Source organism: Dorea sp. MB18-49 (assembly GCF_023669465.1).
Lineage (GTDB): Bacteria > Bacillota > Clostridia > Lachnospirales > Lachnospiraceae > Dorea_A > Dorea_A longicatena.
On sequence record NZ_JAMOYX010000019.1, the window covers coordinates 1 to 24,974 of the forward strand.

At 42.7% G+C, this 24,974-nt stretch carries 22 protein-coding genes; 1 reads left to right on the top strand and 21 read right to left on the bottom strand.

Going from position 1 to position 24,974, the window contains the following annotated elements; all coding sequences use genetic code 11:
* Positions 1-64 precede the first annotated feature (64 nt).
* Positions 65-880, top strand: a complete 816-nt coding sequence (locus NCY30_RS07415) for a GntR family transcriptional regulator (protein WP_006428476.1) — start codon at positions 65-67, stop codon at positions 878-880.
* Positions 881-1,045: 165 nt separating this feature from the next.
* On the opposite strand, the gene NCY30_RS07420 is transcribed toward NCY30_RS07415, so the two are convergent.
* The 21 genes from NCY30_RS07420 to NCY30_RS07520 form a co-directional block, all read right to left on the bottom strand.
* Positions 1,046-1,906 carry a hypothetical protein gene (locus NCY30_RS07420; RefSeq protein ID WP_022415950.1) on the bottom strand — a complete coding sequence of 287 codons (861 nt, stop codon included), beginning with the start codon at positions 1,904-1,906 and terminating at the stop codon, positions 1,046-1,048.
* Between the two features lie 58 nt (positions 1,907-1,964).
* On the bottom strand, positions 1,965-2,777 hold the full coding sequence (locus tag NCY30_RS07425; RefSeq protein WP_006428474.1) for a purine-nucleoside phosphorylase: 813 nt from the start codon (positions 2,775-2,777) through the stop codon (positions 1,965-1,967).
* Complete coding sequence (gene add, locus NCY30_RS07430; protein ID WP_006428473.1) at positions 2,770-3,738, bottom strand: adenosine deaminase; 969 nt, start codon at positions 3,736-3,738, stop codon at positions 2,770-2,772. Before add ends, NCY30_RS07425 begins: the two co-directional genes overlap by 8 nt.
* A gap of 88 nt (positions 3,739-3,826) precedes the next feature.
* The gene (gene cdd, locus NCY30_RS07435) at positions 3,827-4,279 is read right to left on the bottom strand and encodes a cytidine deaminase (protein ID WP_006428472.1); all 453 of its coding nucleotides are present in this window, start codon (positions 4,277-4,279) and stop codon (positions 3,827-3,829) included.
* Positions 4,280-4,350: 71 nt separating this feature from the next.
* Positions 4,351-5,136 carry a uridine phosphorylase gene (gene udp, locus NCY30_RS07440; RefSeq protein WP_006428471.1) on the bottom strand — a complete coding sequence of 262 codons (786 nt, stop codon included), beginning with the start codon at positions 5,134-5,136 and terminating at the stop codon, positions 4,351-4,353.
* A 280-nt stretch (positions 5,137-5,416) separates the two neighbouring features.
* A complete protein-coding gene (locus NCY30_RS07445; RefSeq protein ID WP_006428470.1) occupies positions 5,417-6,022 on the bottom strand; it encodes a cytidylate kinase-like family protein in 606 nt (201 codons plus the stop codon).
* Position 6,023: 1 nt separating this feature from the next.
* Positions 6,024-7,439 carry an MFS transporter gene (locus NCY30_RS07450; RefSeq protein ID WP_006428469.1) on the bottom strand — a complete coding sequence of 472 codons (1,416 nt, stop codon included), beginning with the start codon at positions 7,437-7,439 and terminating at the stop codon, positions 6,024-6,026.
* Between the two features lie 110 nt (positions 7,440-7,549).
* On the bottom strand, positions 7,550-8,563 hold the full coding sequence (iolG, locus tag NCY30_RS07455; protein ID WP_006428467.1) for an inositol 2-dehydrogenase: 1,014 nt from the start codon (positions 8,561-8,563) through the stop codon (positions 7,550-7,552).
* A 128-nt stretch (positions 8,564-8,691) separates the two neighbouring features.
* Complete coding sequence (gene iolE, locus NCY30_RS07460) at positions 8,692-9,591, bottom strand: myo-inosose-2 dehydratase (RefSeq protein WP_006428466.1); 900 nt, start codon at positions 9,589-9,591, stop codon at positions 8,692-8,694.
* Positions 9,592-9,902: 311 nt separating this feature from the next.
* Complete coding sequence (locus NCY30_RS07465) at positions 9,903-11,555, bottom strand: response regulator transcription factor (protein ID WP_006428465.1); 1,653 nt, start codon at positions 11,553-11,555, stop codon at positions 9,903-9,905.
* The gene (locus NCY30_RS07470) at positions 11,552-13,285 is read right to left on the bottom strand and encodes a sensor histidine kinase (RefSeq protein ID WP_250818598.1); all 1,734 of its coding nucleotides are present in this window, start codon (positions 13,283-13,285) and stop codon (positions 11,552-11,554) included. Before NCY30_RS07470 ends, NCY30_RS07465 begins: the two co-directional genes overlap by 4 nt.
* Positions 13,260-14,228 (bottom strand): ABC transporter substrate-binding protein, encoded by a 969-nt coding sequence (locus NCY30_RS07475; protein WP_070099001.1) that lies wholly within the window; start codon positions 14,226-14,228, stop codon positions 13,260-13,262. Before NCY30_RS07475 ends, NCY30_RS07470 begins: the two co-directional genes overlap by 26 nt.
* An 84-nt stretch (positions 14,229-14,312) precedes the next feature.
* Positions 14,313-15,338: a LacI family DNA-binding transcriptional regulator gene (locus tag NCY30_RS07480; protein WP_022415946.1), complete on the bottom strand. Its 1,026-nt coding sequence runs from the start codon at positions 15,336-15,338 to the stop codon at positions 14,313-14,315.
* A gap of 194 nt (positions 15,339-15,532) precedes the next feature.
* A complete protein-coding gene (locus NCY30_RS07485; RefSeq protein ID WP_006428460.1) occupies positions 15,533-16,240 on the bottom strand; it encodes a response regulator transcription factor in 708 nt (235 codons plus the stop codon).
* A 14-nt stretch (positions 16,241-16,254) separates the two neighbouring features.
* Entirely contained in the window at positions 16,255-17,415 is a 1,161-nt protein-coding gene (locus NCY30_RS07490) for a HAMP domain-containing sensor histidine kinase (protein WP_130096182.1), read from the bottom strand.
* Between the two features lie 88 nt (positions 17,416-17,503).
* Entirely contained in the window at positions 17,504-19,927 is a 2,424-nt protein-coding gene (locus NCY30_RS07495; RefSeq protein WP_006428458.1) for a cation-translocating P-type ATPase, read from the bottom strand.
* A 102-nt stretch (positions 19,928-20,029) separates the two neighbouring features.
* Complete coding sequence (eno, locus tag NCY30_RS07500) at positions 20,030-21,328, bottom strand: phosphopyruvate hydratase (RefSeq protein WP_243121226.1); 1,299 nt, start codon at positions 21,326-21,328, stop codon at positions 20,030-20,032.
* A 146-nt stretch (positions 21,329-21,474) separates the two neighbouring features.
* Positions 21,475-21,897 (bottom strand): flavodoxin, encoded by a 423-nt coding sequence (locus tag NCY30_RS07505; RefSeq protein ID WP_022415942.1) that lies wholly within the window; start codon positions 21,895-21,897, stop codon positions 21,475-21,477.
* Positions 21,898-21,930: 33 nt separating this feature from the next.
* Positions 21,931-22,494: a DUF3793 family protein gene (locus tag NCY30_RS07510; protein ID WP_006428455.1), complete on the bottom strand. Its 564-nt coding sequence runs from the start codon at positions 22,492-22,494 to the stop codon at positions 21,931-21,933.
* Between the two features lie 196 nt (positions 22,495-22,690).
* Positions 22,691-23,332 carry a potassium channel family protein gene (locus NCY30_RS07515; protein ID WP_006428454.1) on the bottom strand — a complete coding sequence of 214 codons (642 nt, stop codon included), beginning with the start codon at positions 23,330-23,332 and terminating at the stop codon, positions 22,691-22,693.
* Positions 23,333-23,348: 16 nt separating this feature from the next.
* The gene (locus NCY30_RS07520; RefSeq protein ID WP_006428453.1) at positions 23,349-24,731 is read right to left on the bottom strand and encodes a TrkH family potassium uptake protein; all 1,383 of its coding nucleotides are present in this window, start codon (positions 24,729-24,731) and stop codon (positions 23,349-23,351) included.
* Between the last annotated feature and the right edge of the window lie 243 nt (positions 24,732-24,974).

Sequence of the window (24,974 nt, forward strand, 5' to 3'; positions counted from 1 at the left end):
CTTCTATATAGATCTTATTCCCCTGCTATTTCTATATCTTTAATCTACAGGAGTAACTGAATTTATGGAAACAAAAACAGACAAGTCTAAAACAAGAAAATTAAAACATGTAAAAATATACAATGAATTATATGAACTGATCCAGAACGGAACTTATGAACCCGGTTCACAGCTTCCGTCAGAAACTACACTTTCCGCGACTATGAATGTCAGCCGTATGACACTGCGGAAAGCACTTACTTTATTAAGAGAAGACGGACTGATCAAAGATGTACAGGGTGTCGGACATTTTGTGCGTGAGCCTAAAGCTGCCGGTTCCAGGGGACGCAAACATCCCCAGAGAGCCGGTTCTGCAGATTCCGCAGCTGTTGCAGATGCGGAAGACAGCGCTTCAGATGAAATGCTGTCTTCTGATGGCAGTATGACACATCCTGTCTACGACAGTTGTCAGGAAGAACTGGACAGTGTCGAACTGGATTTCCGTATCGAGCCGCCGTCAAAATCCATTTTAGACAACTTCGACCACTACACCGCCGCTGTTGTCATCGTCGACCGCTGGTATAAGCATGAAGGACATACCATTGCATATTCTTTAAGCTTTATTCCGATTGAATTGGTCGGCAGGCTGCAGATCGACCTGAACAGCACAGATGCACTGTTGGAATTTCTGGAGCATACCTGCTATGAACAGGGACATCACTGCAGCCGCTGTGTTACATATTCTACTGCCGGTAACTTCTCTGCAAAGAATTATAAGCTTTCCAGCCACGATTCTTTCCTTATGACACAGGAGAATGTGTATGATGAGAATGAGGAGATACTTGTGGTTAGTAAGCATTATATACCGGCGGAGGTTTTTGAATTGAAGTTTTCCATTTAATTTATCAGGCTGGCGGATACCCGGGTCTCCATAAAAGTCAGGAACACTTTCTCCACATTCACTGGAAAGAGTTCCTGACTTTTATTCCGTGGATATAGAATGCCTGAAGAATTAAGTGGCAGAAGCGGTAGCCTTTGTAATATTGATAACATATTTACGCTCTCTTTAACAAGAAATTTTATTTTTATTATTGAACTTTTCTACTCTAGATTTAAAGACTCTTATATATTTTTCTACACCTTTAGACACCTTTAAATATTCTGCTCCTTTTTGAGACTCTTCCAACTCTCTATAATAATTCTCCCATTTTTCAACATTTCCTTCAAATCCCAATTCTTCATTATTTCTATAAATATACCTTCCTGCTGCCGGGTGTAACATTTCAATCCCATTTTTCTTTTCTAAGATTTTTCCCATTGGCTTTTCACCCGCACACCAGATAATATAATCTGGCTGCAAAATTTCAATTTCTTCTTTTATCTCGTTTTTATATTCTTCTACATAATCATTAAGTACTTTCTCATTAACTTTCTGTGATCCGCCACGTTTATTTAAATTCATAAATGCGACCTGCTTTACAGCATCTTGAATTTCTTTTCCGCTAGGTCTATTGGCATCTATTTTTTGATTTTTTGTGTACTTCTGTAACAAGTATGCCATTCTTCCAATTGATTCTTTTTGCGGTATGTTGTCAGATTTTTTTCTACACCCATTTTCATCTGTCCAAACACCCTCTTGTATAGTGCCATTAACAAATTCCCGATACCAGTATCTCTGATCGTCTATCATATGCTCCTTTAACCATTCTTCCGTTTTATTATCCGCAATATTAGCTTCCTTAAGTACGACCAGAATTTTACAAGAAGAAACTTCATAAGCTTCAGGATCCACCATTCCATCCTTTGTAAAATGTATCCGTAATATTTCACGTCCTCCTACAGTAGTTTTTTCCCATCCTTTCTCTTCTCCCTGTTTTTTCATCCATCTCTGAAATAAATCTTCTAATTCTTTTTCTCTTTTAGTCATGATGCTACCTCTATTTTTATAAACATCCAAGATCCATGAAACTAATCTCGTTAATCAGTTAAATAGCAGCTATCACATCTGTCACAAGTTTTTCAAAATCTTTCGCTACGCGGTCCGCTGTCTCCTGAACTTCGGCGTGATTCAGTTTCGCATTGCTGACACCTGCCGCCATATTCGTAATGCAGGAGATTCCACACACTTCCATTCCCATATGTCTTGCTGCCATGGCTTCGCAGGCGGTACTCATACCGACTGCATCTGCGCCCCAGCTTCTGACCATGCGGATTTCTGCCGGTGTCTCGTAGTTTGGTCCGGTCAGCTGCACGTATACGCCTTCCTGAAGTGGTATTCCACAGTCTTTGGCACTTTTACGGATGATATCCTGCAGTTTTTTACTGTATACTTCACTCATATCCGGGAATCTGGTTCCGAGTTCTTCGATATTCGGTCCGATCAGCGGACTTGGTACTGCTGTCGTAATGTGGTCTTTGATCAGCATAAAGTCACCCGGTCTGAATGATGGATTGACTCCGCCTGCCGCATTGGTCAGAAGGATCTTCTTTGCTCCCATCATCCCCATCAGTCTGGTCGGAAGTACAACGTCCTGCATCGGGTAACCTTCATAATAATGTACCCTTCCCTGCATCAGTACAACCGGAACATCTTCCACATATCCGAATACAAACTGACCTTTATGCCCCTGAACAGTCGATACCGGAAAGTCTTCGATGTCTGTATATTTTACGATCTTTTCTATCTTGATCTTCTCGGCATAATCTCCAAGGCCCGATCCTAAGATGACTGCTTTTTCTGGTTTGAAATCCGTCTTTTCTCTTATGCTTTTTAAACATTTTTCCAGCTTTTTATACATACTTCAACATCCTTTCTTTCACCGCATCATCTGCAAATGCCACATCCACTGCGTTCCGCATCATAAGATGAATCTCTTCATCGGTGATTCTATAATTCTTCTGGATGAATTCCAGTTCTTTTGTCAGTGTCGTATTGCTGACTGTACGGTTATCGGTATTTACTGTTACCTTTAATCCGGCATTCAGGAATTCCCGCATCGGATAGTTCTTTGTACTTTCCACTGCCTTGGTCTGCAGATTACTGATCGGACACATCTCGATACCGATACCCTTTTTCTGCAATTCTTTCTGCACATCTGCGTATCCTCTCATTGCGATTCCATGTCCGATTCTTCCGGCTCCGGTTTCCACAGAATCAAGGATATTCTGTACACTTCCGCATTCACCGGCATGTAAGGTAAATGGCATGCCAAGTGCTTTCGTCTTTTTGAACAGTTCCATGAATTCTGACATTGGATACAGGCTTTCCGCCCCGGCAAGATCTGCCGCACACACGCCGTGTCCCAGATATTCTCTGGCAGTCCGCAGCATCCGGGCATTCTCTTCTTCACTGTGATGGCGCATCGCGCACGTGATCACTCCGTACTCTATGCCAAAATCGCGTTTTCCTTTTTCCAGTCCTGCAAGCAGTGCTTCGATCACTTTATTGCAGTTCATGTCCGGAGTCTCGGACAGAAGCGGAGCAAAACGGATCTCTGCATAGCATACATTTTCCTGTTTCATACTTTTTAATACATCATAACCGGCTTCTTTCAGTCCTGTCTCATCCATAATGCATTTGCCCGGAAGGTCGAATTTTTCCAAATATTCATTCAGACTTCTGCAGTCTTCGGATACACTCAGCTCACTTTGTGATACTTCCCGTCCCAGCCTCTTTTCTATAAATCCACGGCTCAGCGACCCGTCCAGATGACAATGCAGTTCTACTTTTGGTAGTGCTGTTAATTCTTCTGTTGTCATATTGCTTTTATCATTTCCTCCATTTTACATTCTTCATTTTTCTTCTATTTCAACATTCCACTTTTTTCCTGAATATTGCCTTTCCCCCTTATACGGTCTTCTTTTCTTTCAGATTTCCAGGTCCGAAGCCCAACGGCAATAACTCCTTCAACGTATAGATATCATAATGTTCTACATCCGTTGCAAGAATGATCTGAAATTCTTCCGGATCACAGAATTCCATCATCACCTGTCTGCACACTCCGCACGGCGGTGCATATTCTGTCAGGACTCCGTTCTTTCCTCCTACGATACAGATTGCATCGAATTCCTTCACGCCTTCACTTACCGCCTTGAAAAATGCCGTTCTTTCTGCACAGTTTGTCGGTGTGTATGCCGCATTTTCAATATTACATCCGGTATAAACCGTTCCATTTTTTGCCAGCAGTGCTGCCCCGACCTTGAAGCCGGAGTACGGTGTATAAGAATATTTCAACTGTTCTATCGCCGTCTCAATCAACTGACTTGTATGATATGTTTTGCTTTGTTCTGTCTTCCCCATCTTGTTTCCCCGCTTTTATATTCGTATTCCATTTCTGGTAATCAGTATTATACATGATTTTCCGAATGATTCTACTTATTTTTTTCATTATCCTGCCGGATCAGATTCCGGACTGCCCCGACCGCTGTCCTAACTGCCATATCAGTATCATGTACCACCGGATTTTCCAGTCCGAGTTTCTCTCTTTCCTGATTTGCCATAACAAGAAAGCATGCACCTGCTCTGACACGTAATTTACCGGCCACGATGAACAATGCCGCTGATTCCATCTCGGAAGCCAGACATCCCATCTTCTTCCAGGCCTCCCATTTGTTCAGCAGCTCATAGCCGACAGGCATTGCTTCCGGTTCATGCTGTCCGTAGAATGCATCCTTTGACTGTACCACTCCTGTATGCCAGGTGCAGCCATCTTCTTTTGCAGCCTGCACCAGTGCATTCGTTACTTCCAGATTGGCAACTGCCGGATATTCGATCGGTGCATATTCTTTACTTGTCCCTTCCATGCGGATCGAACCGGTCGCGATCACGATATCGCCGCTTTTTACTTCCGGCTGCATTCCACCGCAGGTTCCGATCCTGACAAATGTATCTGCCCCGCAGCGTACCAGTTCTTCCATTGCGATTGCTGCCGACGGTCCTCCGATTCCGGTCGACGTCACACTGACTTTTTCCCCGTCCAGCATTCCGGTATAAGTGGTGAATTCCCGGTTGCTTGCAACCAGCACCGGATCATCCAGATACGCAGCAATCTTTTCGCATCTGCCCGGATCTCCCGGCATGATCACATAACGTCCGACTTCACCTTTTGCAACCTGAATGTGATACTGTCTGCTTGCATCTTCTGAATAGTTTTTCATACCGATCCTTCCTTTCTGTACATTCTTATCTTACCATTATTTTACCACAATTCATATCAAAACGTTTTATATTCTGACTTTTTCACAAAAAGCTTTCAAATATAACCGTATCTGCAAGACCTGCCACTGGCAATTTCTTTCAAACACATGGTAATACAGAAAACTTGCCACTGGCAACTTTTCTTGCATACTATGGTATAAAAAAGCCAATGAGGACAGAAAAAATATATTTTTCACGTCCGCACTGGCTCATCTTTTTTATGTCTGCTTTTTTATTTCTTTATTCACTTTGTACTTTCTCGATATAATCTATGATCAGATCTGCCGCATCTTCCAGGTCGATCTTACCGGTATTGATCATCAGATCATAATTCAATGGATCGCCCCATGTCCTGCCGGTATAATAATTATAATATCTCTGTCTGGATACATCTTCTTTATCCATCTCTTTCAGGGAAATGCCCTCGTATGCTTCTTTACTTCTTTTTTCTCTAAATGCATCGTCTGCATAAATGAAGATATGATAACAGTCCGGTGTATCTGCAAGTACTGCATCTGCACAGCGTCCCAGGAATACTCCTCCGAATTTATCTGCAAGTCTGTGGATCAGTGCTGCCTGCTCTTTATACATCTTATTATAGTCCGGGATGACATCGCTTCCGATTCCAAGTCCGCCGAAGAAACCGCTGTGACTGCCCGGCACCTTATATGCTTCTTCCAGAATGCTTTCCACATCCAGATCGCCATTTCCGATTTTCTCTGCTGCCAGATATACGATCTGTCTGTCATAACAGCGCACCTGCATCTTCTTTGCAAGAATCTCTGCAACTTCTCTTCCGCCGCTTCCGTATTGGCGGCTGATGGTAACAATCGTATGTTCTCTCATTTTACAGTTCTCCTTTCGCTTCACGTTCGATCAGTTCTTTCATGATATCCGGATACTGTTTATCCAGATGATAGAACAGAAGTACTACAAGCACACCACCTGCAACGATCAATGGACCGCCTTTGTAAATGTTCACGATCATATGTAATGCACTGTCCGGCTGAGTGACACTTCCGGCCGCCGTACTGATGTATCCACCCATAGAAAGAAGTCCTGTCATAACTGCAGATGCCACACCGGCACCGACTTTCGTTCCGATCGAACCACCGGCAAAGATCAGACTTTCCTGACGTACATGTGTCTTCCACTGTCCGAATTCTACTACATCACCAATCATACCGAATACAACTGCATTCAGTGGAGCAAGGCCGACTGCTCTTGCAACACAACTCATCACCATCCATGGAATGCTGTATGGATTCAGGAAGTATAACAGATGACCCACCAGGGCAATGATACTTCCAGCCAGAGCAATGTTTCGCTTTCCGAACTTACGGATCAACGGTGCACATAAGAAAATACATACAACCAGTGTCAGAATTTCTGTCAGATACAGTGCACTGTAAAGCCATGTATCATTGTGGAAAATGTATTTGCAATAATATGGTAAGATCGTTCCTGATACGCTAAATGACACACTCTGGAACATCCAAAGTAATAATACAGCCCAGAAATACTGGTTGGTAAGAAGAAGTTTTAACCCTTTCTTTACCGGAACCTTTTCCGCCTTATCCTGTCCTGCGATCACAACAGTCTCTTTGCAGTTTATAAAGCAGATCAGAAGTAAGATCAGGGCGATGACTGCCCATACCGTCATCGTCTTTACCCATGCTGCCTGGTCATTACCGAATAGTTTAACCAGCGGAGTGGTACAGGTAACGGCAATAATCTTACCGAGCGGTGATAATCCCATTCGTACTACACTTAACATATCTCTTTCGGATGATACACGTGTCATCATGGCCGACAGACTTCCGTATGGAAGATTGATTGCTGTATAACATACAGTTGTACAGAAGTTATAAGTTACAAAAATATAGATCGACTGAACCACTCCCATCGTATGCGGTACAGTAAATAACAGGATCGCAGACAGCGCATATGGTACACTCATCCACAAGATCCATGGTCTTGATTTTCCCCATTTGGAATTGGTCTTTTCTACGATGATTCCCATGATCATATCGGAAAATCCATCGAAGAATCTGGATAACAGCATGATCAGACCTACGGTTGCTGCTGCCACTCCTACATAGTCTGTATAAAATAATGTCAGAAGTGTTCCGACCATACCGAATACTACATTACATGCCACGTCGCCTCCGGCATAAGATAATCTGACCGGCCATGACAGTTTTCCGTTTGCTGCATTGTTCGCCTTTTTTTCTTCCACGTCTCTTCTCTCCTTTTCCTCCATAAAATGACTTCCTTTTCCGGTTCATTTCATGTCTCTCTTGATATGCGAAAAGATCTGTAAATTCATGCTTCACAGATCTTTTCTTTTTTATGCCTTATACTACTTATATTCTAGACTGTGATCTCAGATATTTTAACCGGACGGTGTTCTTCCAGAGATTTCTTAGCTGCAAGTCCCATCAGTACCGGCTGCAGTCCGTCCATAACGCCAAGCGGTGTGTCTGTATCATTTTCGATTGCTTCAATGAAGCACTTGATCTCTTTTGCATAAGCTGCCATGTAACGCTCCAGGAAGAAATATAATGGTTTCTCACCTGTTACGCCATCTGCATTGCTGATGACTGCGGATGATGTAGAGTCATTGGATACGGCAACCATTCCTTTGGATCCGAATACTTCGGCTCTCTGGTCATATCCGTAAGCTGCTTTTCTGGAGTTATCGATCACTGCGATCGCACCATTTTCCATCTTCAGTGTGATGACTGCCGTATCTACATCTCCGGCTTCTCCGATTGCAGGGTCTACCAGTACGGCTGCCTCTACGTATACTTCTGTTGCATTGCATCCTGCAAGGAAACGTACCATATCAAAATCATGGATTGTCATGTCAAGGAAGATTCCTCCGGATACTTTTACATAGTCTGCACATGGCGGCTCCGGATCTCTGGATGTGATCTTGATGATATGTGTATCTCCGATCTTTCCGTCTGCTACTGCTTTCTGTACTGCTTCAAAGTTATGGTCAAATCTTCTGTTGAATCCAACCTGGTATTTTACATTGCTGTCTTTTAATGCATCGATGACTTCTTTGATCTTTGCTACATCATGATCGATTGGTTTCTCACAGAATACATGCTTTCCAGCTTTGATTGCCTCTACCGAAATTGGTGAATGTGTATCTGTGGATGAGCAGATCAGCACTGCATCGATCTCCGGGTCTGCAAGGATTTCTTTATAATCCTTTGTAACTGCTTCTACGCCCATGTCTTTTGCCCATTTTGCAGTCTCATCATTCATGAATGGGTCTGCAAGCATCTTGACTTTTGCATCCTTTACCTGTGTGCAGATACTTTCTACATGTACTTTTCCGATTCTTCCTGCTCCGATAATTCCTACGTTAACCATTTTTTCTTCTCCTTTTCGCGTTTATAATCTTTTTATTTCTATATTTTTGTTCAGTTCCGTTTTTATCCCTTTGGAAAATCTCCCGGTATTTTTCCTGGATGATTTTGTCTGCAGATTGTATTTTTCTTCTATAATCCTGTCTTTTCAGAAATGAACTTTCTTGCTTTCAGTGCATATTCCAGTGGATTGGCTTTTGCCGGATCCTGTTCTGCCTCTACTACCATGTATCCGGTATATCCTGATTCTTCCAGAACTTTGAAAATTGGATCAAAATCAATATCGCCGTCTCCAGGTACTGTGAACGTTCCCATTCTGACTCCGTCTAAGAAACTTAATTCTTCTTTCTTTACTTTCTCTACCATGTCTTTTCTGATGTCTTTCAGATGTACATGTTTGATTCTGTCTGCGTATTTCTTCACCATTTCCAGTGGGTCTTCTCCACAGTATGCGAAATGTCCGGTATCGAATAAGAGACTTACATATTCCGGATCCGTATTGTCCATCATGCGCTCTACTTCATCTGCATTCTGTACAACCGTTCCCATATGATGATGGAAGGTAAGTGCAATTCCGTATTCCTCTTTTGCGATCTTTCCAAGCTTGTTCATTCCGTCACAGAATATCTTCCACTCTTCATCATTCATCACATATTTGTGTCCGAAGATCGGTGTATCAAGCATGCCCTGTACGCTGTAGCTCTGCTCGGAAGCTCCGATCACTTTTGCTCCCATTTCTTTTAAGTATGCAAGCTGTGCACGGAACTCTTTTTCTACTTCTTCGAATGGCTTTGTGATCAGGAATGCTGAGAACCACTGGTTGCAGATCTCTACACCTCGAAGATCCAGTGCATGTTTCAGGACTTTCGTATCTTTTGGATATTTGTTGCCGACTTCCGATCCTGTGAATCCTGCAAGTGCCATCTCGCTTACGCACTGTTCAAATGTATTCTCACTTCCAAGGTCCGGCATGTCGTCATTGGTCCATGCGATTGGTGCGATTCCAAGTTTTACTTTCTTTTTGTCAAACATTTTTCTTACCTCTTTCTTTATGATGTTTTTTCTATGTCTTTCATGTTTTTCTTTGTAACTATATAATACTAAGGATCCGCCTGTTCCGGCATTGGGAGAATCTTTTGAAATGTGTACTTTATTTTTAGATGGTATTTTTCTGATTTTTGTGTCTTTTTTCAGGTATTGCTTTCCACACTTTTTGTGTCTTTTTTTTGGGTTTTATTTTTTGATTTTTCTTTGTGCTTTCTTTTTTGCCAGGTATTTGCACGCAAAAAAAGATACAGTTGCTTTTTCCTTTACATATAGAAAAACAACTGTATCTTTTATTTTTAAGAATGCTTCCGGTACTGCGCCGGGCTCATCCCCTCTGCTTTTTTAAATACTTTTGAAAAATAATGGTAATCATTGAATCCCGATTCTTCTGCTACCTGCCACATCTTAAGATTGGTCTCTCTTAATAACTTCTTCGCATGTTCCATCCGCAGATTCAATAGATAGTTGGCAAATCCAATCCCCATCTCCTGACTGAACAGATAACTCAGATAGGTGCTGTTCACGCCTGCCGCTTCTGCCGCATCACCAAGTCCCACTGCTTCCCGGTAATGTCTCGCCGCATAATCCGCTGCAATCTTAACTGCCTGGCTTAAATCTTCCGGGATATTCGGTTCGCCACATTCAAATGCCTGCTCTGCCAGATGTTCCAGCTCTTTTTTCACCTCTCCGATATAGCCAAAATGCTGGTCCGCCCTTGAGCCGTCTACCTGTAACTTATGTTCCAGCTTCCGGAACCACTGCCGTACCAGCTGACTGTCGCACCGCTCTTTTTTGAACGCCTGTATTACTGTCCCGGCCATGAGAAGAAATTTATCCTTTTCACTTTTCTTCTTTAACAGCTCTGCCTCCTCCAAAAGTGTTTCTGCTTCTTTCGGAAGTTCTTTTCCCATCGCTCTATCTGCTTCATAATAGGCAATTCCATCCTTTTCATAGAAACTATTCTTTATCATCATCCTTGCCTGCTGATATGCCTGGCGAAGTGCATCTGCTCCAATACAGATATTACTGACACCGATCTTGTAGGCTTCCTCTTCTTCCGCACAGATCTTATAACACGCCGATGCCGTTCCGGTCAGATGCTGATACATCACACTGCTTTTGTATTCATCTGACAGATCCAGAAAGCAACAATATGTTCCATTTCCTAGATAGATCATTTCTTTTTCCGTCTCGGATTCGCCGGGTCTTGACTGTAACTTTTCCTGCATACGCCTGTAGAATTCCAGACTATACTGCTCTTTTCTTGCTTCTTCCAGCGGATCCTCGGTATACTCTGTTTCTTCTCTTTTGATCACGATCACTGCACTGTTCTTATATTTTCCACGTATTCCTGCCCGGATTCTTTTTTCTTCCCGTTCCTCTCCGGACAGGGTTCCCGCCAGGATCTGGTTAAAAAACAGGAATTTTTCATTCATATTTCCTGTCTGATCCGACTTCTCTCCCGTTTTCCCGTCAGCATCTGCATTGTTATCTTCTTCTGGATCCTTTTTCATATCCGCATGTTCCTGCGTCTGCTGTTTCTGATCTTTCACACCTGCTTCTTCCTTGCTCTGCCGGATATGTTCTTCCGCCGCTTCAAGAACCGTATACAGACTTTCTTCATTCAGTGTATTCTTTAATACATACTCGTCTGCTCCTTCTTTCATCGCCTTTTTCACATATTCGAATTCATCATGACAGCTAAGTACGATCACATAGATGTCCGGATATTTTCTCCGGATTTCCCGGATCAGTTCGATCCCGTCCATCAGCGGCATTGCAATATCAGTAACAACCAGATCTATCTTTTCCCGGTCCAACACCTCCAGTGCTTCTTCCCCATCTCTTACATCCGCCGTAATCTCAAATCCTGCCTTTTCCCATGACGACAACATCTTCAGATAACTCCGCACAAGAAAGTCATCGTCCGCCAGTAATGCTTTTCTCATGATTCTTCATCCTCACTTCTGTTCACAGGCAGATAGATCGTTGCCTCTGTACCTTCTCCGCTGCTTTTCAGCGAAAGCTTTGCCTGTGTTCCATAATATAATTGCAGTCTTTCCTGAATATTCGGTATTCCGACTGCCGTAAGTCCCTTCGTCTTCTTTCCCTTCTTTTTCAATAATTCTTCAATCTGTTCCTGTGTCATTCCTCTTCCGTTATCCCTGACCTTCATATAAAGTCTGGAGCCGGAAGTATACGCTTCTATCGTTAAATGTTTTCTGTTATTTTTCAGATCCAGTCCATGAATCAACGCATTTTCTACAAGGGGCTGTAAGATCAGTCTTGGTATCAGACATTGCTCTGCTTCGCGCTCTATCGCGTAAGCTGCCTGATATTCTTCTCCATTGCGGAATTCCTGCAGATGAATATAATTCTTCAACACCTGTATTTCCTCTGCAACAGTCAGAAATGTGCCCTTTTTCCGTATACATGTCTGCAATAACTCTACAAAATCCCCGATGACCGTTGCAATCTCTTTCTCATTGTGGATCATTGCATAACACTTGATCGAATTCAGTGTATTATACATAAAATGCGGTGTGATCTGATACTGCAGTGCCTCCAGTTCCGCATCCTTTTTCTTCTTTTCTTCCTGAATAAGCTGTCCGATCAGTTCTTCGATCCGGTCTAACATCCGGTTAAATTCTTCCGCAGCAAGACCAATCTCGTCTTTGGATACGACCTCTGCCCTGGTGTCCATCTCGCCATCCGCAATTGACTGCATTGCAGTCATCAGCTTTCTCACCGGTTTATAGACAATCCTTGAAATGTATATCGCCGCCAGCATTGCGATCAGCCCGAACACGGCCGCCACACCGAATACATATTTCCGCATCTGCGCCAGGTCACCTAATACGGCACTTCTCTTTACACTGGCAAAAATTCCGCAGCCGGAAAAGCTTCCTTCACAGTAAATGTATATATTTTCTTTATCTGCCCCGGTAACTTCAGAATGACTGATAAAATTTTTATACTTCTTTACCGGAAATTTATTGCCCATCCGGGACTGCTCTCTGGCTGCAATGATCCTGCCGTCTTCGATCAGTTCGATCTGTCCCAGTTCCTGATTCGACGGATCTTCCAGATAATCATATCTTAAGTTCTGTTCTTCGATATTCGCACACAGATAACCGATCACCTGTCCATCTTCTCCGGTTACCTTTTCCGTAAACTGTAATAATTTATCTTTGCTGTGCACCAGATCATCCATGATCGCCGGTCCGCCATTTTTTCCACATAGTGTTTCAAATTGACGAAGGTTATCCTCCTTAAGTCCACTTCTGTACACCAGATAATCCAGCGTTGTAACAAACTGACTCTCGCCTGGGATCACCAGATACATACTGGAGATTGCCTGATCCATCTTGGAAAATGTACGTAATCTTGTTGAGATATTGTTCAGCCGTTTCTCATCTTTGTCATTCAGATATTGTTCCAGTTCCTCTTTGATCTCTTTGTCACAGGATGCTTTGATATCGATATTGCATACATTTTTTAACATATCATCTACGGTATCCGTAAGCAGCCTGGTTCTCTGACTGAGCACTGTTATGTAATTTTCCTCAATCATCCGGGATGACCTTCCATAAAATACGAAAGCCATGGCTGCTGCCGTAAGCAGTGTGATCCCGGTGATTGCGATCAGGACCTTACTTCTTATACTTCTGACTTTCATCTTTTTTTCTGTACTCCTTTACATTGTCCTGTGTCAGTATCTCTGCATTCAGATAATACTTCTTTTTCAGATGCTTTCCGTTCCGCAGATTCTGGATATAGTGAATCGTTTCATAACCAATCTCATATCCCGACTGTGCCGCAAGCGCCAAGATCTGCCCATTTTCTACTGCCTTAAGGGAATCTTCCTGTTCATCCACTGCCACAATTTTGATATCAGTATCTTTCAATTCATCAACAAGTCCCATCGCAGTGACAGCACTGGTCGCCATAATTCCCCTGATTTGCGGATATTGTCCCATAAGATCCCGTACTTTCTGTTCCGACATCTGCAGATTGGCATAGCCGCTTTCTACGAACTTCACCGTCATCTCCGGTTCGGACTTCATATATTCTTCAAATCCTTCCACACGTTCTCTGTGGCCTTTCTGTTTTAAATCACCTGCCACAATTCCTACCTGGCCTTTGTGGTCTAACTGTTCTGCCAGTTCCTGTGCCAGCTGATATCCTGTCTTATGATTGTCGATTCCGATATATGGAAGTTCTCCGCCCACCATTCCATTGTCAAAACATACTGCCGTAATCTTCTTTTTCTCTATTTCATCCAGATAGTCCGGAACATGATAAGAGTCAATCGGTGCAACTGCCAGCGCATCCACATTCTGATCGATCAGCTTTTCCACCTGCTTTTCCTGAACTTCCCGGTCCAGTTCCGAATCCGGAGCAAGCGTGATCACATCCATGTCATATTTTGCAGCTGCCGCTTCCATGCCGGAATTCACCGACATCCAGTACTCACTGGTATTGGATTTGGTTACAACTCCTACCACATACCGGTCTTTTGCCTTCTGCCAGGAACTGTGATTACTGCAGCCGCAGCACAGAATTACCGTCATGAGTAATAAAGCTGATATCTGTTTTCCTCTTCTCTGTCTTATTATCATTCTAATCATCCCTTTATCTGCAAAACCTGCCACTGGCACCTTCTCTTGCATCTCTGGTATCAGGGCTGTGTACCCCGGATTATCTTACAGGTTGTATTTTGTCTTAATATCGATTCCTGTATACAGATATTCTGTGTCCGGATAGGTTCCGTTCAACAAGATATCTGCAAGGATCCTCGGCGGCCGGTATCCCTGTTCGAACCCATTCTGATCGATCAGGAAATCTGCGGTTCCTTCTTTTAACAGTGTTTCATTCTTTGCAGTCTGGTCATAGATCACAACATATGGCCGCTGCTCTACACCAAGTTTGCGGAATGCCTCGACGATGCCTTCCTGTCCGCCGGATACCACAAAGATTCCGTTAATCCCGGATATACTCATCATGGCATTCTCTATAATGTGTTCCACTTCATCTGCATTGTTAAAGCTTCCCTGCACGCCGGCAATCTCAAGCTTTGGTGAAATATTCTTTATCTCTTCTACGAATCCGTCTACACGAGAGTTATTCAGCATACTGCTGAAATATCCGGTAATGACAAGGATCTTTCCGACGCCTCTGGTCATCATCCCGAATAACCCTGCTGCTGTCTGCCCGCTTAACTTATTATCCATTCCGACAAAACAGCATCTCTTTGTTCCTACGATATCCGAGTTGAATGTCACGACCGGAATCTTCTTTTCATTCACCAGCCAGTTTAATTTCTCCCTGACGCCTTCGGTATCTACCGGCATCAGTGCCAGTCCCTGGATTCCTTCTTTCACCAGTTCGTCAATTGCACGCAACTGGTCCTCTTCACGAACGGAAGTATTCTCTTTTACGATCACTTCTACGCCAAGTTCTTCCAGTTCTTTTTTTCCGGTCTGTATTCCTCTTTTGACTTCCAGCATGAAGGAAGATCCCGAAAGCTGTGTTACGATCCCGATCTTTTTCTTTCCTCCGGCACTTTTCTGTCTCTTTCTTGCTTTGTGCACATATCCCATCTCTTCGGCGGTTCTTTTCACCATTTCTGCCACTTCCGGGTTGATCCGGCCGCGGTTATTAAGTGCCCGGTCTACGGTTCCTCTTGATACACCTGCTTTTTCGGCGATCTGTTGTATTGTTACTGACATATACGCTCTCCTTATAACTACTGATTCACTGTGTAAATCTCTGATTTCTTATCTTGCATACTATACTATAATAATATCACGCACTCAAAAAGCACGCAATATCCCACTGCGTGCTTTTCTTATTTCGTAACATTTTACAATTCTGTTCTCTCTGTAACAGGCCTTACCTCCTGTTTTTCGGCATATTGCCGATACTATCTATTCAGGCGGTATCCTGCTCCCCATACTGTCTCTATGATCTTCGGATCTCTCGGATCGTCTTCCAGTTTTTCTCTTAACCGGTTGATATGCACCGATACGGTTGCCGCATCCGACACATAATCGAATCCCCATATCTTTTCAAATAATGCTTCCTTTGAAAATACAATGTTCGGATTCTTTGCCAGAAATACGAGAAGTTCAAATTCCCTGTGAGGAAGCTTCACTTCTTCTCCTGCTTTCCATACTCTCCATGTCTGCGGCTCAATCACGACATCTTCTACTTTGATCTGCTCCTGTGCATTTTCTTTCTCTTCTCTTTCTTTATGCCTGGTCGTCAGCCTTTCATAACGCTTCAGATGTGAACGTACTCTTGCGACAAGCTGTGACGGATCAAATGGCTTCGTGATATAATCATCCGCACCAAGTCCCAGTCCCCTGATCACATCAACGCCTTCTGTCCGTGCCGTCACCATAAGGATCGGAATGTCTATCTCATCCCTGATCTTCCTGCAGATATCATATCCGCTGCATCCCGGAAGCATCAGATCCAGAAGTATCAGGTCATAATGATTCGTTTTCAATTCGGAAAGTGCCTTTTTCCCGTCTTCAATGATTTTTGTCTCATATCCGTTACTCTCCAGATAATCACTTTCTAACTGTGCAATCTTCCTGTCATCTTCTACGATCAGTATTCTGGACATCCTACATTCACTCCTCACATATTTTTATCAGCTCTTGGAAAGCGCAGTATCAATTTCAGCCCGCCGTCATTCACAGCTTCCACACTTCCTCCATGCTCTTCCATAATGTATTTTACCACATAAAGTCCGACACCGCTTCCCTTCTTTGTTCTGGCCTCATCGCATCTGTAAAACCTGTCAAATATCCTGCCGATCTTTTCTTCCGGCACGCCGTCTCCGTTATCTTTCCATTCCAGGATTACATGACTTTCATCCTTTCTGACACGCAGCCAGATCTCCACCGGTTTTCTTTCTACATATTTCCTGCTGTTCTCCAGAAGGTTCTCCAGTATACGTTGGATCTGCTCTATATCCACATTGACATCCGGAAGGATCTCTTCTTCCTGTTCCATTACAAGCTGGACTTCGGACGGATCCAGGGTCTTTTCTTTTTGTGCTGTGAATCCCTGTACATATTCTGCAAGATCGATCTGTATCATATGAACTGGCATCTGCCCGCTTTCCATTCTGGAGAAATCGAACAATTTCTGTAGCAAGATATTCATATCTTCCGTAGATTCATAGGCCGTCTCCAGATACATTGTCCGTTTGTCTTCCGTATTTGCCACACCATCCAGAACCCCTTTGATATAGCCCCGGATTGACGTAAGCGGAGTTCTTAGATCGTGAGAGATTCCTGTTACCATATCTGTCCTTGCCTTTTCATTCCGTTCCCGTATCTTCTGATCTTCCAGAATTGTCCTCTGCATCTCATTGAACGCACGGCAGACCCGTTCGAACTCTTCCTGTCCTTCATATACGATCTCTTCTTCCAGATTGCCGTCCTGGATCCTTTTTGCACCTTCAACCAGGCAGTCTAACGGCTCCATGACAAGACGGTTCATTCTTTTTGTAAATATGGATGCCAGGAGAAGCAATGCCAGAATCGCTATAATGCCTACAACCAGCACGATCAGTACCAGAAATGAAAAAGACTCCCGGATGGCTTCTTTCCCGATATCCTTCGAGATATCCCATACATCCCTGTCCATCTTTTCATATCCGATCTCTTCAAATGTTCTTTCAAATCTGTCTTCACATGCTCCTATCACAGCTGTTCCGATTAGAAGCAGCGTAACCATCGACAGGAATAAAAACAGCATATTGGAACGAAATAATTTCTTTTTTAACGGCATAGCTTCTCACCTTCTTGTTGTTCTTATCTCTTTTCTTCATCATAGCATATTCTTATCTTCTATGCATTGCCGGTCTGCAGATTTTACTTTACGCTTCTCTTTTTATTTTTTTCTTACGCATATGTGCTTTGTATTCTTCCTGCTGTCCTCTTAAATTTAATATGATCAGCAGTCCGGCAACCGATGTAAGACTTCCGATCAGGAAATGTCCCCACATTGCAACCGACATCGCACTGATCTCAAATAATCCCGGCAGGATCACAAGTGCTCCAAATGTTCCACATATCATTGTAACACAGATAAATCCACGCAATACATTAAACGGAATACAACTGCGGATCACTGCTGTCATGGAAATAATAATCAGTGTCAGGTACATGATTGTCTGTTTCTCGCCGGATGCCATCGGAAGAAAGAGCGTTGTAACACCTATCATCACCGCGGCCACAATTCCGAATGGTGCCGCATTCCAGATCGCAGTGGAAAGGAATCTTCCTTTGATCCGTCTCGTATCTGATTCCAGAATTGTCAGGAAGGACGGATAAGCTTCTATACACGCATCGATCAATGTAATCTGTATCGGAATGAATGGAAATGGCGTATTCGTAAGGACACAGAAGATGGATACCAGTACCGAATAAATCGTTTTTATAAAGAATACTCCTGCTGTTCTTGTTACATTATGGATGACCTTTCTTCCTTCCATTACTACCTGCGGAAGGTGTGTAAAGTCAGAATCCATAAGGACAACCTGCGCGATCTGTCTGCTTGCATCACTTCCGTCTGCAATTGCGATCGAACAATCTGCTTCTCTGAGTGCGAGAAGATCATTCACTCCGTCTCCGGTCATTGCCACCTTGTGCCCCTGTCTCTGGAATGCCTTTACCAGTTCCTGCTTCTGCTTAGGTGTCACTCTTGCAAATACGGTATACTCCCGGCAGATTGCATCATAATCCGGCTCCTCACCGACGGATGACATATCAATTGCATCTGCCCATCCTCTCAGCCCTGCACGTTTTGCTATCATAGCAACTGTCTTGACATGATCGCCGGAAATGACTTTGACATCTACTCCCTGTCTGTGGAAAAATTCCAGTGTCTCTTTTGCATTGCGACGGATCTGATCCTCAAGCACGACACCGTATAATGGCTGGATCTGTGCCGGTAAATGTTCCTCATCTTTCCATTCTCCGTCATAATATCCGATCGCTACCAGTCTTCTTCCATGCTCCAGTTCATTTTCCAGACTTTCCGGAAGTGTTCCAAGAATCCGCTCCGGTGCACCGACAAAAACGGTTCCCTTTCCAATAAAACTGATACTTCCCCATTTTCGTTTTGATGAAAAGGATATTTTATTCTTTATAAAGTACGTTTTATCTGTCCTGTCATTATATTTTTCTTTATATCTGATATTTTTTTCTTCCACATTTTTCTCTTCAGACTTCTTCTCCGCAAATGCTTTTTTCAGTGCCTGGAATGTTGCATTATTATCATCACTTGCATCCAGATAAGCCCGTACCAACTGTTTTTCTTCATCTTCCGTCAGATTAATTTCTTCATCTCGGTCCATCGGGATCACATATTTTACTTTCAGTTTTCCATCTGTAATGGTTCCGGTCTTATCCAGACACAGCACATCTACATGCGCCAGTGTTTCCAGTGAATAGATATTCTGAACCAGGATTTTCATCTTCGCCAGACGGATCACACCGGTTGCCAGTGATACAGAGATCAGTAACACCAGTCCTTTTGGAAGCATTCCGAGAAGTGCCGCCGCTGAAGCGACAACCGATTCATTTACCGGTGCTTTCCGCAATACAAACGCTTCTAAGAATAAGAGGATTCCAAGTGGAATAATCAAGCTACTTGTAAATCTTGTAACCTTTCTCATAGAGCCTAATAGCTCTGACTGTACCTGCTTTTCTTTTTTTACTTCGTTTACAAGACTAGTTGCATAGTTATCATTTCCTACATGGATGACTTCCGCACAGGCCTTACCGGAAATCACGGAACTTCCTGAATATAACGTACTTCCCACTTCCTTTATCACAGGATCACTTTCTCCTGTCAGAAGGGATTCATTGACCTCCAGACTGCCGCTTGTAACAATACTGTCATTGCAGATCTGGCTTCCGCTTTCCAGGATCACGATATCTCCTTTTACGATATCTTTTAATTCAATCTCCTGATCTTCGCCTTCTCTTCTTACTTTTATAGCTGGCCGGTTCAGAATAGATAATTCATCTACCAGTTTCTTGGCTTTGCATTCCTGTGCGATCCCAATCACGATATTCAGTATAATGATCGCGATGAAGATCATGTTGGTATACGCTCCCACTGCGAATAACAATCCTGCAATGATGAAATTCAACAGATTGAATAATGTCAGCACATTTTCCCGGATGATCTGTTTCTTGCTTTTTGTAATGCTTTCCGGTTCTTGCTCTCCTTCGCCTTTTTTCCTTTTTTCTTCTACTTCCTGCATGGACAGACCATATATCTTTTTTTCCATAATACAATCCCCTCCTGTACGACTTGACTTTTTTCAGTCTCTATCCTACAGAAGGGGATTAAATAAACGGATATGAAGTTTTAAATATTTTTTAAACTCTTATTATTTCTTCACATTAAATGCTGCTTTTCCAGGATATACAGCACTTGTTCCAAGTTCTTCTTCAATTCTCAGCAACTGGTTGTATTTTGCAACTCGTTCTGATCTGGAAGGTGCTCCTGTCTTGATCTGGCAGGTATTAAGTGCTACTGCAAGATCTGCAATTGTTGTATCTTCTGTCTCTCCGGAACGTTGAGATGAGATAGCTGTGTAGCCGGCTTTATGAGCCATCTTGATTGCTTCCAGTGTCTCTGATACTGATCCGATCTGGTTTAACTTGATAAGGATTGAGTTACCGCATCCAAGTTCGATACCTTTGGAAAGTCTCTCTGTATTCGTTACGAACAGATCGTCTCCGACTAATTGTACCTTATCTCCAAGTTCAGCTGTCAGTTTCTGCCATCCTTCCCAGTCTTCTTCGTCTAATGCATCTTCGATAGAGATGATCGGATACTTGTCTACCAGTTTCTTCCAGTGCTCGATAAGTTCTTCGGAAGTAAATTTTGTACCTGCTTTTGGAAGTACATATTCGCCCTTCTTCTCACCTTTCCATTCAGAAGATGCTGCATCCATAGCAATCATGAAGTCTTTTCCAGGCTCATATCCAGCATCTTTTACTGCATCTAAGATGTACTGGATTGCTTCTTCATCAGATGCAAGGTCCGGTGCAAATCCACCTTCATCACCTACGGAAGTTGCAAGTCCTTTTGATTTTAATAATGCTGCCAGTGCATGGAATACTTCTGCACACCAGCGGAGTGCTTCTTTGAAGCTTGGTGCTCCTACAGGCATGATCATGAATTCCTGTACGTCAACTGTGTTGGCCGCATGTGCGCCTCCGTTTAATATATTCATCATAGGTACCGGAAGTCTGTTACCATTTACGCCTCCGAGGAAACGGTAAAGCGGGATCTCCAGTGCATTTGCTGCTGCACGTGCACTTGCGATCGATACCGCAAGGATTGCATTTGCTCCTAAGTTCGATTTATCTTTTGTTCCGTCTGCTGCGATCATTGCTGTATCTACTACATAAATGTCTGATGCATCTACACCTTTCAGTGCATCGTTAATCACTGTATTAATATTCTCTACGGCTTTGGTTACACCTTTTCCGCCGAAACGTGATTTGTCTCCGTCACGAAGTTCCAGTGCTTCGAATTCTCCTGTAGATGCGCCGCTTGGTGCTACACCTCTTCCTACAGTTCCATCCAGAAGATATACTTCTGCCTCTACCGTCGGATTACCTCTCGAATCAATAATCTCTCTTCCAATAACCTTCTCAATTGCTAAAAAATTCTCCATGTCAAGATCCTTTCCCATGGAACTACTTCTGCCTCTCTTGCTCAGGGATGAGACAGAAGGAGTATGCCATGATTTATTCACACGATAGTTAGATTATTCTAACTATCGTCAGCATATCATATCTTTTTAGGTGAATCAAAACGCGGCTAGCAAAGTGCCTTTCCAAGTGCCTGGCAAGCTGCAACTGCATCATCATCCGGTGCTTCATTTGCAAGTACACTATCACATGCAAGAACAGCTCCATCAGCCTTGCATGTCTCTTCCCATGTTCTCATCCATTCTCCGTCTCCCCATCCATAAGATCCGAAGAGTGCGATCTTCTTGCCTCCAAGTTTTCCTTCACAGTCAGAGAACATTGGCTCGAATTCGCTGTCTTCCAGTTCTTCTGCTCCCATAGCCGGGCAGCCAAATGCCACTGCATCGTAAGCGTCCATCTTGTCTGCGCCAAATTCTGAAGCCGTTAATACATCAACTTCTGCTCCTGCCGCCTTTGCTCCTTCTGCTACTTCGTTGGCCATTGCCTCTGTGTTACCTGTTCCGCTCCAATATACTACTGCAATTTTACTCATTGTTTCTACCTCTTTCATTGATAAATTTATATGTCAGGCAGCTACCGTAAGCTGCAAAACACTTCTTCCCTGCTGCCAGAGACGTACATAGACATCTCTGCATTTTTTATATTTTGCAAATGTTTTCCGGCATGCACACTCATCACAATATACCTTCCAGCATCCTGCGCATTTGAAATTGCGTCCCTGATTCACAATGAATCCGATCACGTCACCAAGCGGATAATCCAGAAAAATTCCGATTTCATGTGGAAATTCATTATTTTCCCCTATTCTTGACTTTAACCGGCTCAATGCATATTTGATCTCTGTGCTTTCATAGCCGTATTTCTTCAGGAACTTTGCTACTCCCGGCCGGTTCAGACTGACCTCGAGCTGTTTCTTCCGATAGACATAGACCAGTACACGTTTATCCTGTCTCTGTAATATATAGAGACGGATTCCTTTTTCTTTCATGCACTGATTCCAGAACTCAATCTGATCTTCCACGTCTGTATCATCTGCAAATGTCATATTAAATAAATTTGCTGATTTCATAGATGCCAGTGTTGCCGAACAATGTTCCACCAGACATTTTTCAATCAGATATCTGTCCATCACCTTAGTACCTCCTAACAAGCGTTAGTTATATCTAACAATCTATATTTGAATACTATATCATTCTTCCCTTGCTGTCAAGAATTATGTATAAAAAAAGAAGCTTAATGACATAAATCCTCATTAAACTTCTTAGATTGTAAATATTTTTAGCAAAACCGTCTCATATGTATAATATTCCAAATACAACTCTTCCTTATAATGCTTCTAACGCTGTATTAGATCCAACCAAAATCAAAACCATATCTTTTCGCAATACTTCTAAAGGATCCGGGTTGACTTCTACATGCGCCCCACTTTTAATTCCTACGACATTCACTTCATAGTTCCGGCGCACATCCAGTTCTTTCAAAGTTTTTCCACTCCATTTAGCCGGCATTGGAGTTTCCACTATACTATAGGCCGGAGATAGTGCAATCCAATCTGTAAAACTGGCTGACATAAGATTCTTTGCCAGACGGACTCCCATTTCTTTCTCCGGAAAAATGATGGTATCCACACCGATTTTCTTTAATACAGTTGCATGACGGTTATTTTTTGCTTTTGCGATTACGTTCGGTACTCCAATTTCCTTACACTCAAGTGCTGCCATAATACTTGCTTCCAGACTTTCTGCTTCAGCAATCACAACAGCGTCCAGATTTCTTGTTCCAAGAGATCTGATAAATTCTGGATCTCCAATATCTGCCTGCATCGCATATGATACAGAATCAGCAATTCCATTTACCCGCTCCATATCTTTATCTACAGCAACTACCTCACATCCAAGTTTTTGTAATTCTAATGCAATGCTTTCTCCAAAACTTCCCAAACCAAATACTGCAAATTGTTTCTTCATAATCTTTTCCTCCTTGTTACCCAATCATAATCTTTTCCGTTGGAAGTGTCCGCATCTTTTCTTTTAAGTTCACCTTTCCTGCAAATAATAATGCAATGGTCATAGGCCCGACACGTCCTATATACATCATTATCATCAGCACAATCTTGCTTCCCGTCCGCAAGTGTGTTGTCAGATCCTGCGAGAGTCCAACTGTCGCCATTGCAGATGCGGTCTCATACATGATTCTCTGAAATGAAATTGTATCTGGTTCAATGACAGCAACAAATGTTGTTCCTGTTATGTATATAGCTAATGCCAACATAATTGTAACAAATGCTACATGGAAGTTTTTTTCATCCACTTTTCTCCGGAAACATTCAATATCATGCCCTCCCCGAAGCATTGTATGAAATGCGAGAAATAAAAGTGCAAATGTCGTCGTCTTCAGACCACCTGCAGTTCCTCCCGGAGAACCGCCTATAAACATCAAAATAATATTTAAAAAACCAGTTTCTTCGTACATCCCAGATTGCTGAAATGTACTAAACCCAGCCGTTCTTGTTGTCACAGCCTGAAATGCGGAAACCATCAATTTCTGTCCGGTATTAAGATGCCCTATCGTTGCCGGATTATGATACTCCAGTGCAAAGTTCAAAACTGTCCCTGCTATCAATAAGAATCCCGTTGTAATGATCGCTATTTTTGAATGTAACTTAAGTCTGGTAAACCAGCATTTTCCGGGAATTTCCCGATGCCAAATCTTCTTTCCGTTATCAATCACGTCATACCACACGGTAAAACCAATTCCGCCAAGGATAATCAACAGCATTGTTATAATATTAATCAAAGGATCTGTTGCGTATCTTGCCAGACTGTCATCTCCAAGGATGTCAATTCCTGCGTTGCAAAATGCAGAAATTGAATGAAAAATTCCATACCAGATTCCTTTTGCAACCCCATAGTCCCGAATAAATTGTATGGCGTAAAAAACGGCCCCAATTCCTTCTACTACTACTGTCCCAATCAAAATTTTACGTACCAGACCTACCAGACCACCGAGAGAATTCATATTATAAGCTTCTTGAATAACAACTCTCTCTTTTACCGTAATCTTTCTTTTCAGAAGCATAAAAAATGCGGTAATACATGCAATCACGCCCAATCCTCCAATCTGAATTAAAATCAGCAAAATTACTTTTCCTGTAATTGTAAATTGGTATTTGGGAACAATTGTAACCAATCCGGTCACACATACCGATGATGTTGATGTAAAAAGCGCATCCAGAAAACTGATTGATTTTTCGTTAGATACCGGCAACCATAAAAGCACCGCTCCAAGAAAAATTACACTTAGAAAACCTACTGCCAGAATTTTCATGGTATTCCATCTGATATTTTGTTTTCCTGTTTTCTTCATTTATATTTTTCCTCTTTTCTGTCTTGTTCTTCCAAAATTGACTATCTTTTAATCTACACTTGCGCTTCGCAAAAGTCAACAGTTATTCTTCCTTCGTACAGAGAACTTGCCACCGGCAACTTCTCTTGCATACTTTGATCGGGTAGGAGGTCAATAATTATTCCCACTACTAGAGCGGATTAGGGACTTTCACCCGTTAGAAACGTGCGCCGCAAGGCGCACGTATTAAAATGAACAGGGACG

What these genes read in the sequence shown, in the direction of transcription:
- NCY30_RS07520 (WP_006428453.1), bottom strand. Translation starts at nt 24,731, where the DNA reads ATGAAGAAAACAGGAAAACAAAATATCAGATGGAATACCATGAAAATT.
- NCY30_RS07490 (WP_130096182.1), bottom strand. Translation starts at nt 17,415, where the DNA reads ATGCCGTTAAAAAAGAAATTATTTCGTTCCAATATGCTGTTTTTATTC.
- NCY30_RS07475 (WP_070099001.1), bottom strand. Translation starts at nt 14,228, where the DNA reads ATGATAATAAGACAGAGAAGAGGAAAACAGATATCAGCTTTATTACTC.
- NCY30_RS07505 (WP_022415942.1), bottom strand. Translation starts at nt 21,897, where the DNA reads ATGAGTAAAATTGCAGTAGTATATTGGAGCGGAACAGGTAACACAGAG.
- cdd (WP_006428472.1), bottom strand. Translation starts at nt 4,279, where the DNA reads ATGGGGAAGACAGAACAAAGCAAAACATATCATACAAGTCAGTTGATT.
- add (WP_006428473.1), bottom strand. Translation starts at nt 3,738, where the DNA reads ATGACAACAGAAGAATTAACAGCACTACCAAAAGTAGAACTGCATTGT.
- NCY30_RS07420 (WP_022415950.1), bottom strand. Translation starts at nt 1,906, where the DNA reads ATGACTAAAAGAGAAAAAGAATTAGAAGATTTATTTCAGAGATGGATG.
- NCY30_RS07510 (WP_006428455.1), bottom strand. Translation starts at nt 22,494, where the DNA reads ATGGACAGATATCTGATTGAAAAATGTCTGGTGGAACATTGTTCGGCA.
- iolG (WP_006428467.1), bottom strand. Translation starts at nt 8,563, where the DNA reads ATGGTTAACGTAGGAATTATCGGAGCAGGAAGAATCGGAAAAGTACAT.
- NCY30_RS07480 (WP_022415946.1), bottom strand. Translation starts at nt 15,338, where the DNA reads ATGTCAGTAACAATACAACAGATCGCCGAAAAAGCAGGTGTATCAAGA.
- NCY30_RS07485 (WP_006428460.1), bottom strand. Translation starts at nt 16,240, where the DNA reads ATGTCCAGAATACTGATCGTAGAAGATGACAGGAAGATTGCACAGTTA.
- NCY30_RS07425 (WP_006428474.1), bottom strand. Translation starts at nt 2,777, where the DNA reads ATGTATAAAAAGCTGGAAAAATGTTTAAAAAGCATAAGAGAAAAGACG.
- NCY30_RS07450 (WP_006428469.1), bottom strand. Translation starts at nt 7,439, where the DNA reads ATGGAGGAAAAGGAGAGAAGAGACGTGGAAGAAAAAAAGGCGAACAAT.
- iolE (WP_006428466.1), bottom strand. Translation starts at nt 9,591, where the DNA reads ATGTTTGACAAAAAGAAAGTAAAACTTGGAATCGCACCAATCGCATGG.
- NCY30_RS07515 (WP_006428454.1), bottom strand. Translation starts at nt 23,332, where the DNA reads ATGAAGAAACAATTTGCAGTATTTGGTTTGGGAAGTTTTGGAGAAAGC.
- NCY30_RS07465 (WP_006428465.1), bottom strand. Translation starts at nt 11,555, where the DNA reads ATGAGAAAAGCATTACTGGCGGACGATGACTTTCTTGTGCGGAGTTAT.
- NCY30_RS07470 (WP_250818598.1), bottom strand. Translation starts at nt 13,285, where the DNA reads ATGAAAGTCAGAAGTATAAGAAGTAAGGTCCTGATCGCAATCACCGGG.
- udp (WP_006428471.1), bottom strand. Translation starts at nt 5,136, where the DNA reads ATGAAAAACTATTCAGAAGATGCAAGCAGACAGTATCACATTCAGGTT.
- NCY30_RS07445 (WP_006428470.1), bottom strand. Translation starts at nt 6,022, where the DNA reads ATGAGAGAACATACGATTGTTACCATCAGCCGCCAATACGGAAGCGGC.
- eno (WP_243121226.1), bottom strand. Translation starts at nt 21,328, where the DNA reads ATGGAGAATTTTTTAGCAATTGAGAAGGTTATTGGAAGAGAGATTATT.
- NCY30_RS07495 (WP_006428458.1), bottom strand. Translation starts at nt 19,927, where the DNA reads ATGGAAAAAAAGATATATGGTCTGTCCATGCAGGAAGTAGAAGAAAAA.
- NCY30_RS07415 (WP_006428476.1), top strand. Translation starts at nt 65, where the DNA reads ATGGAAACAAAAACAGACAAGTCTAAAACAAGAAAATTAAAACATGTA.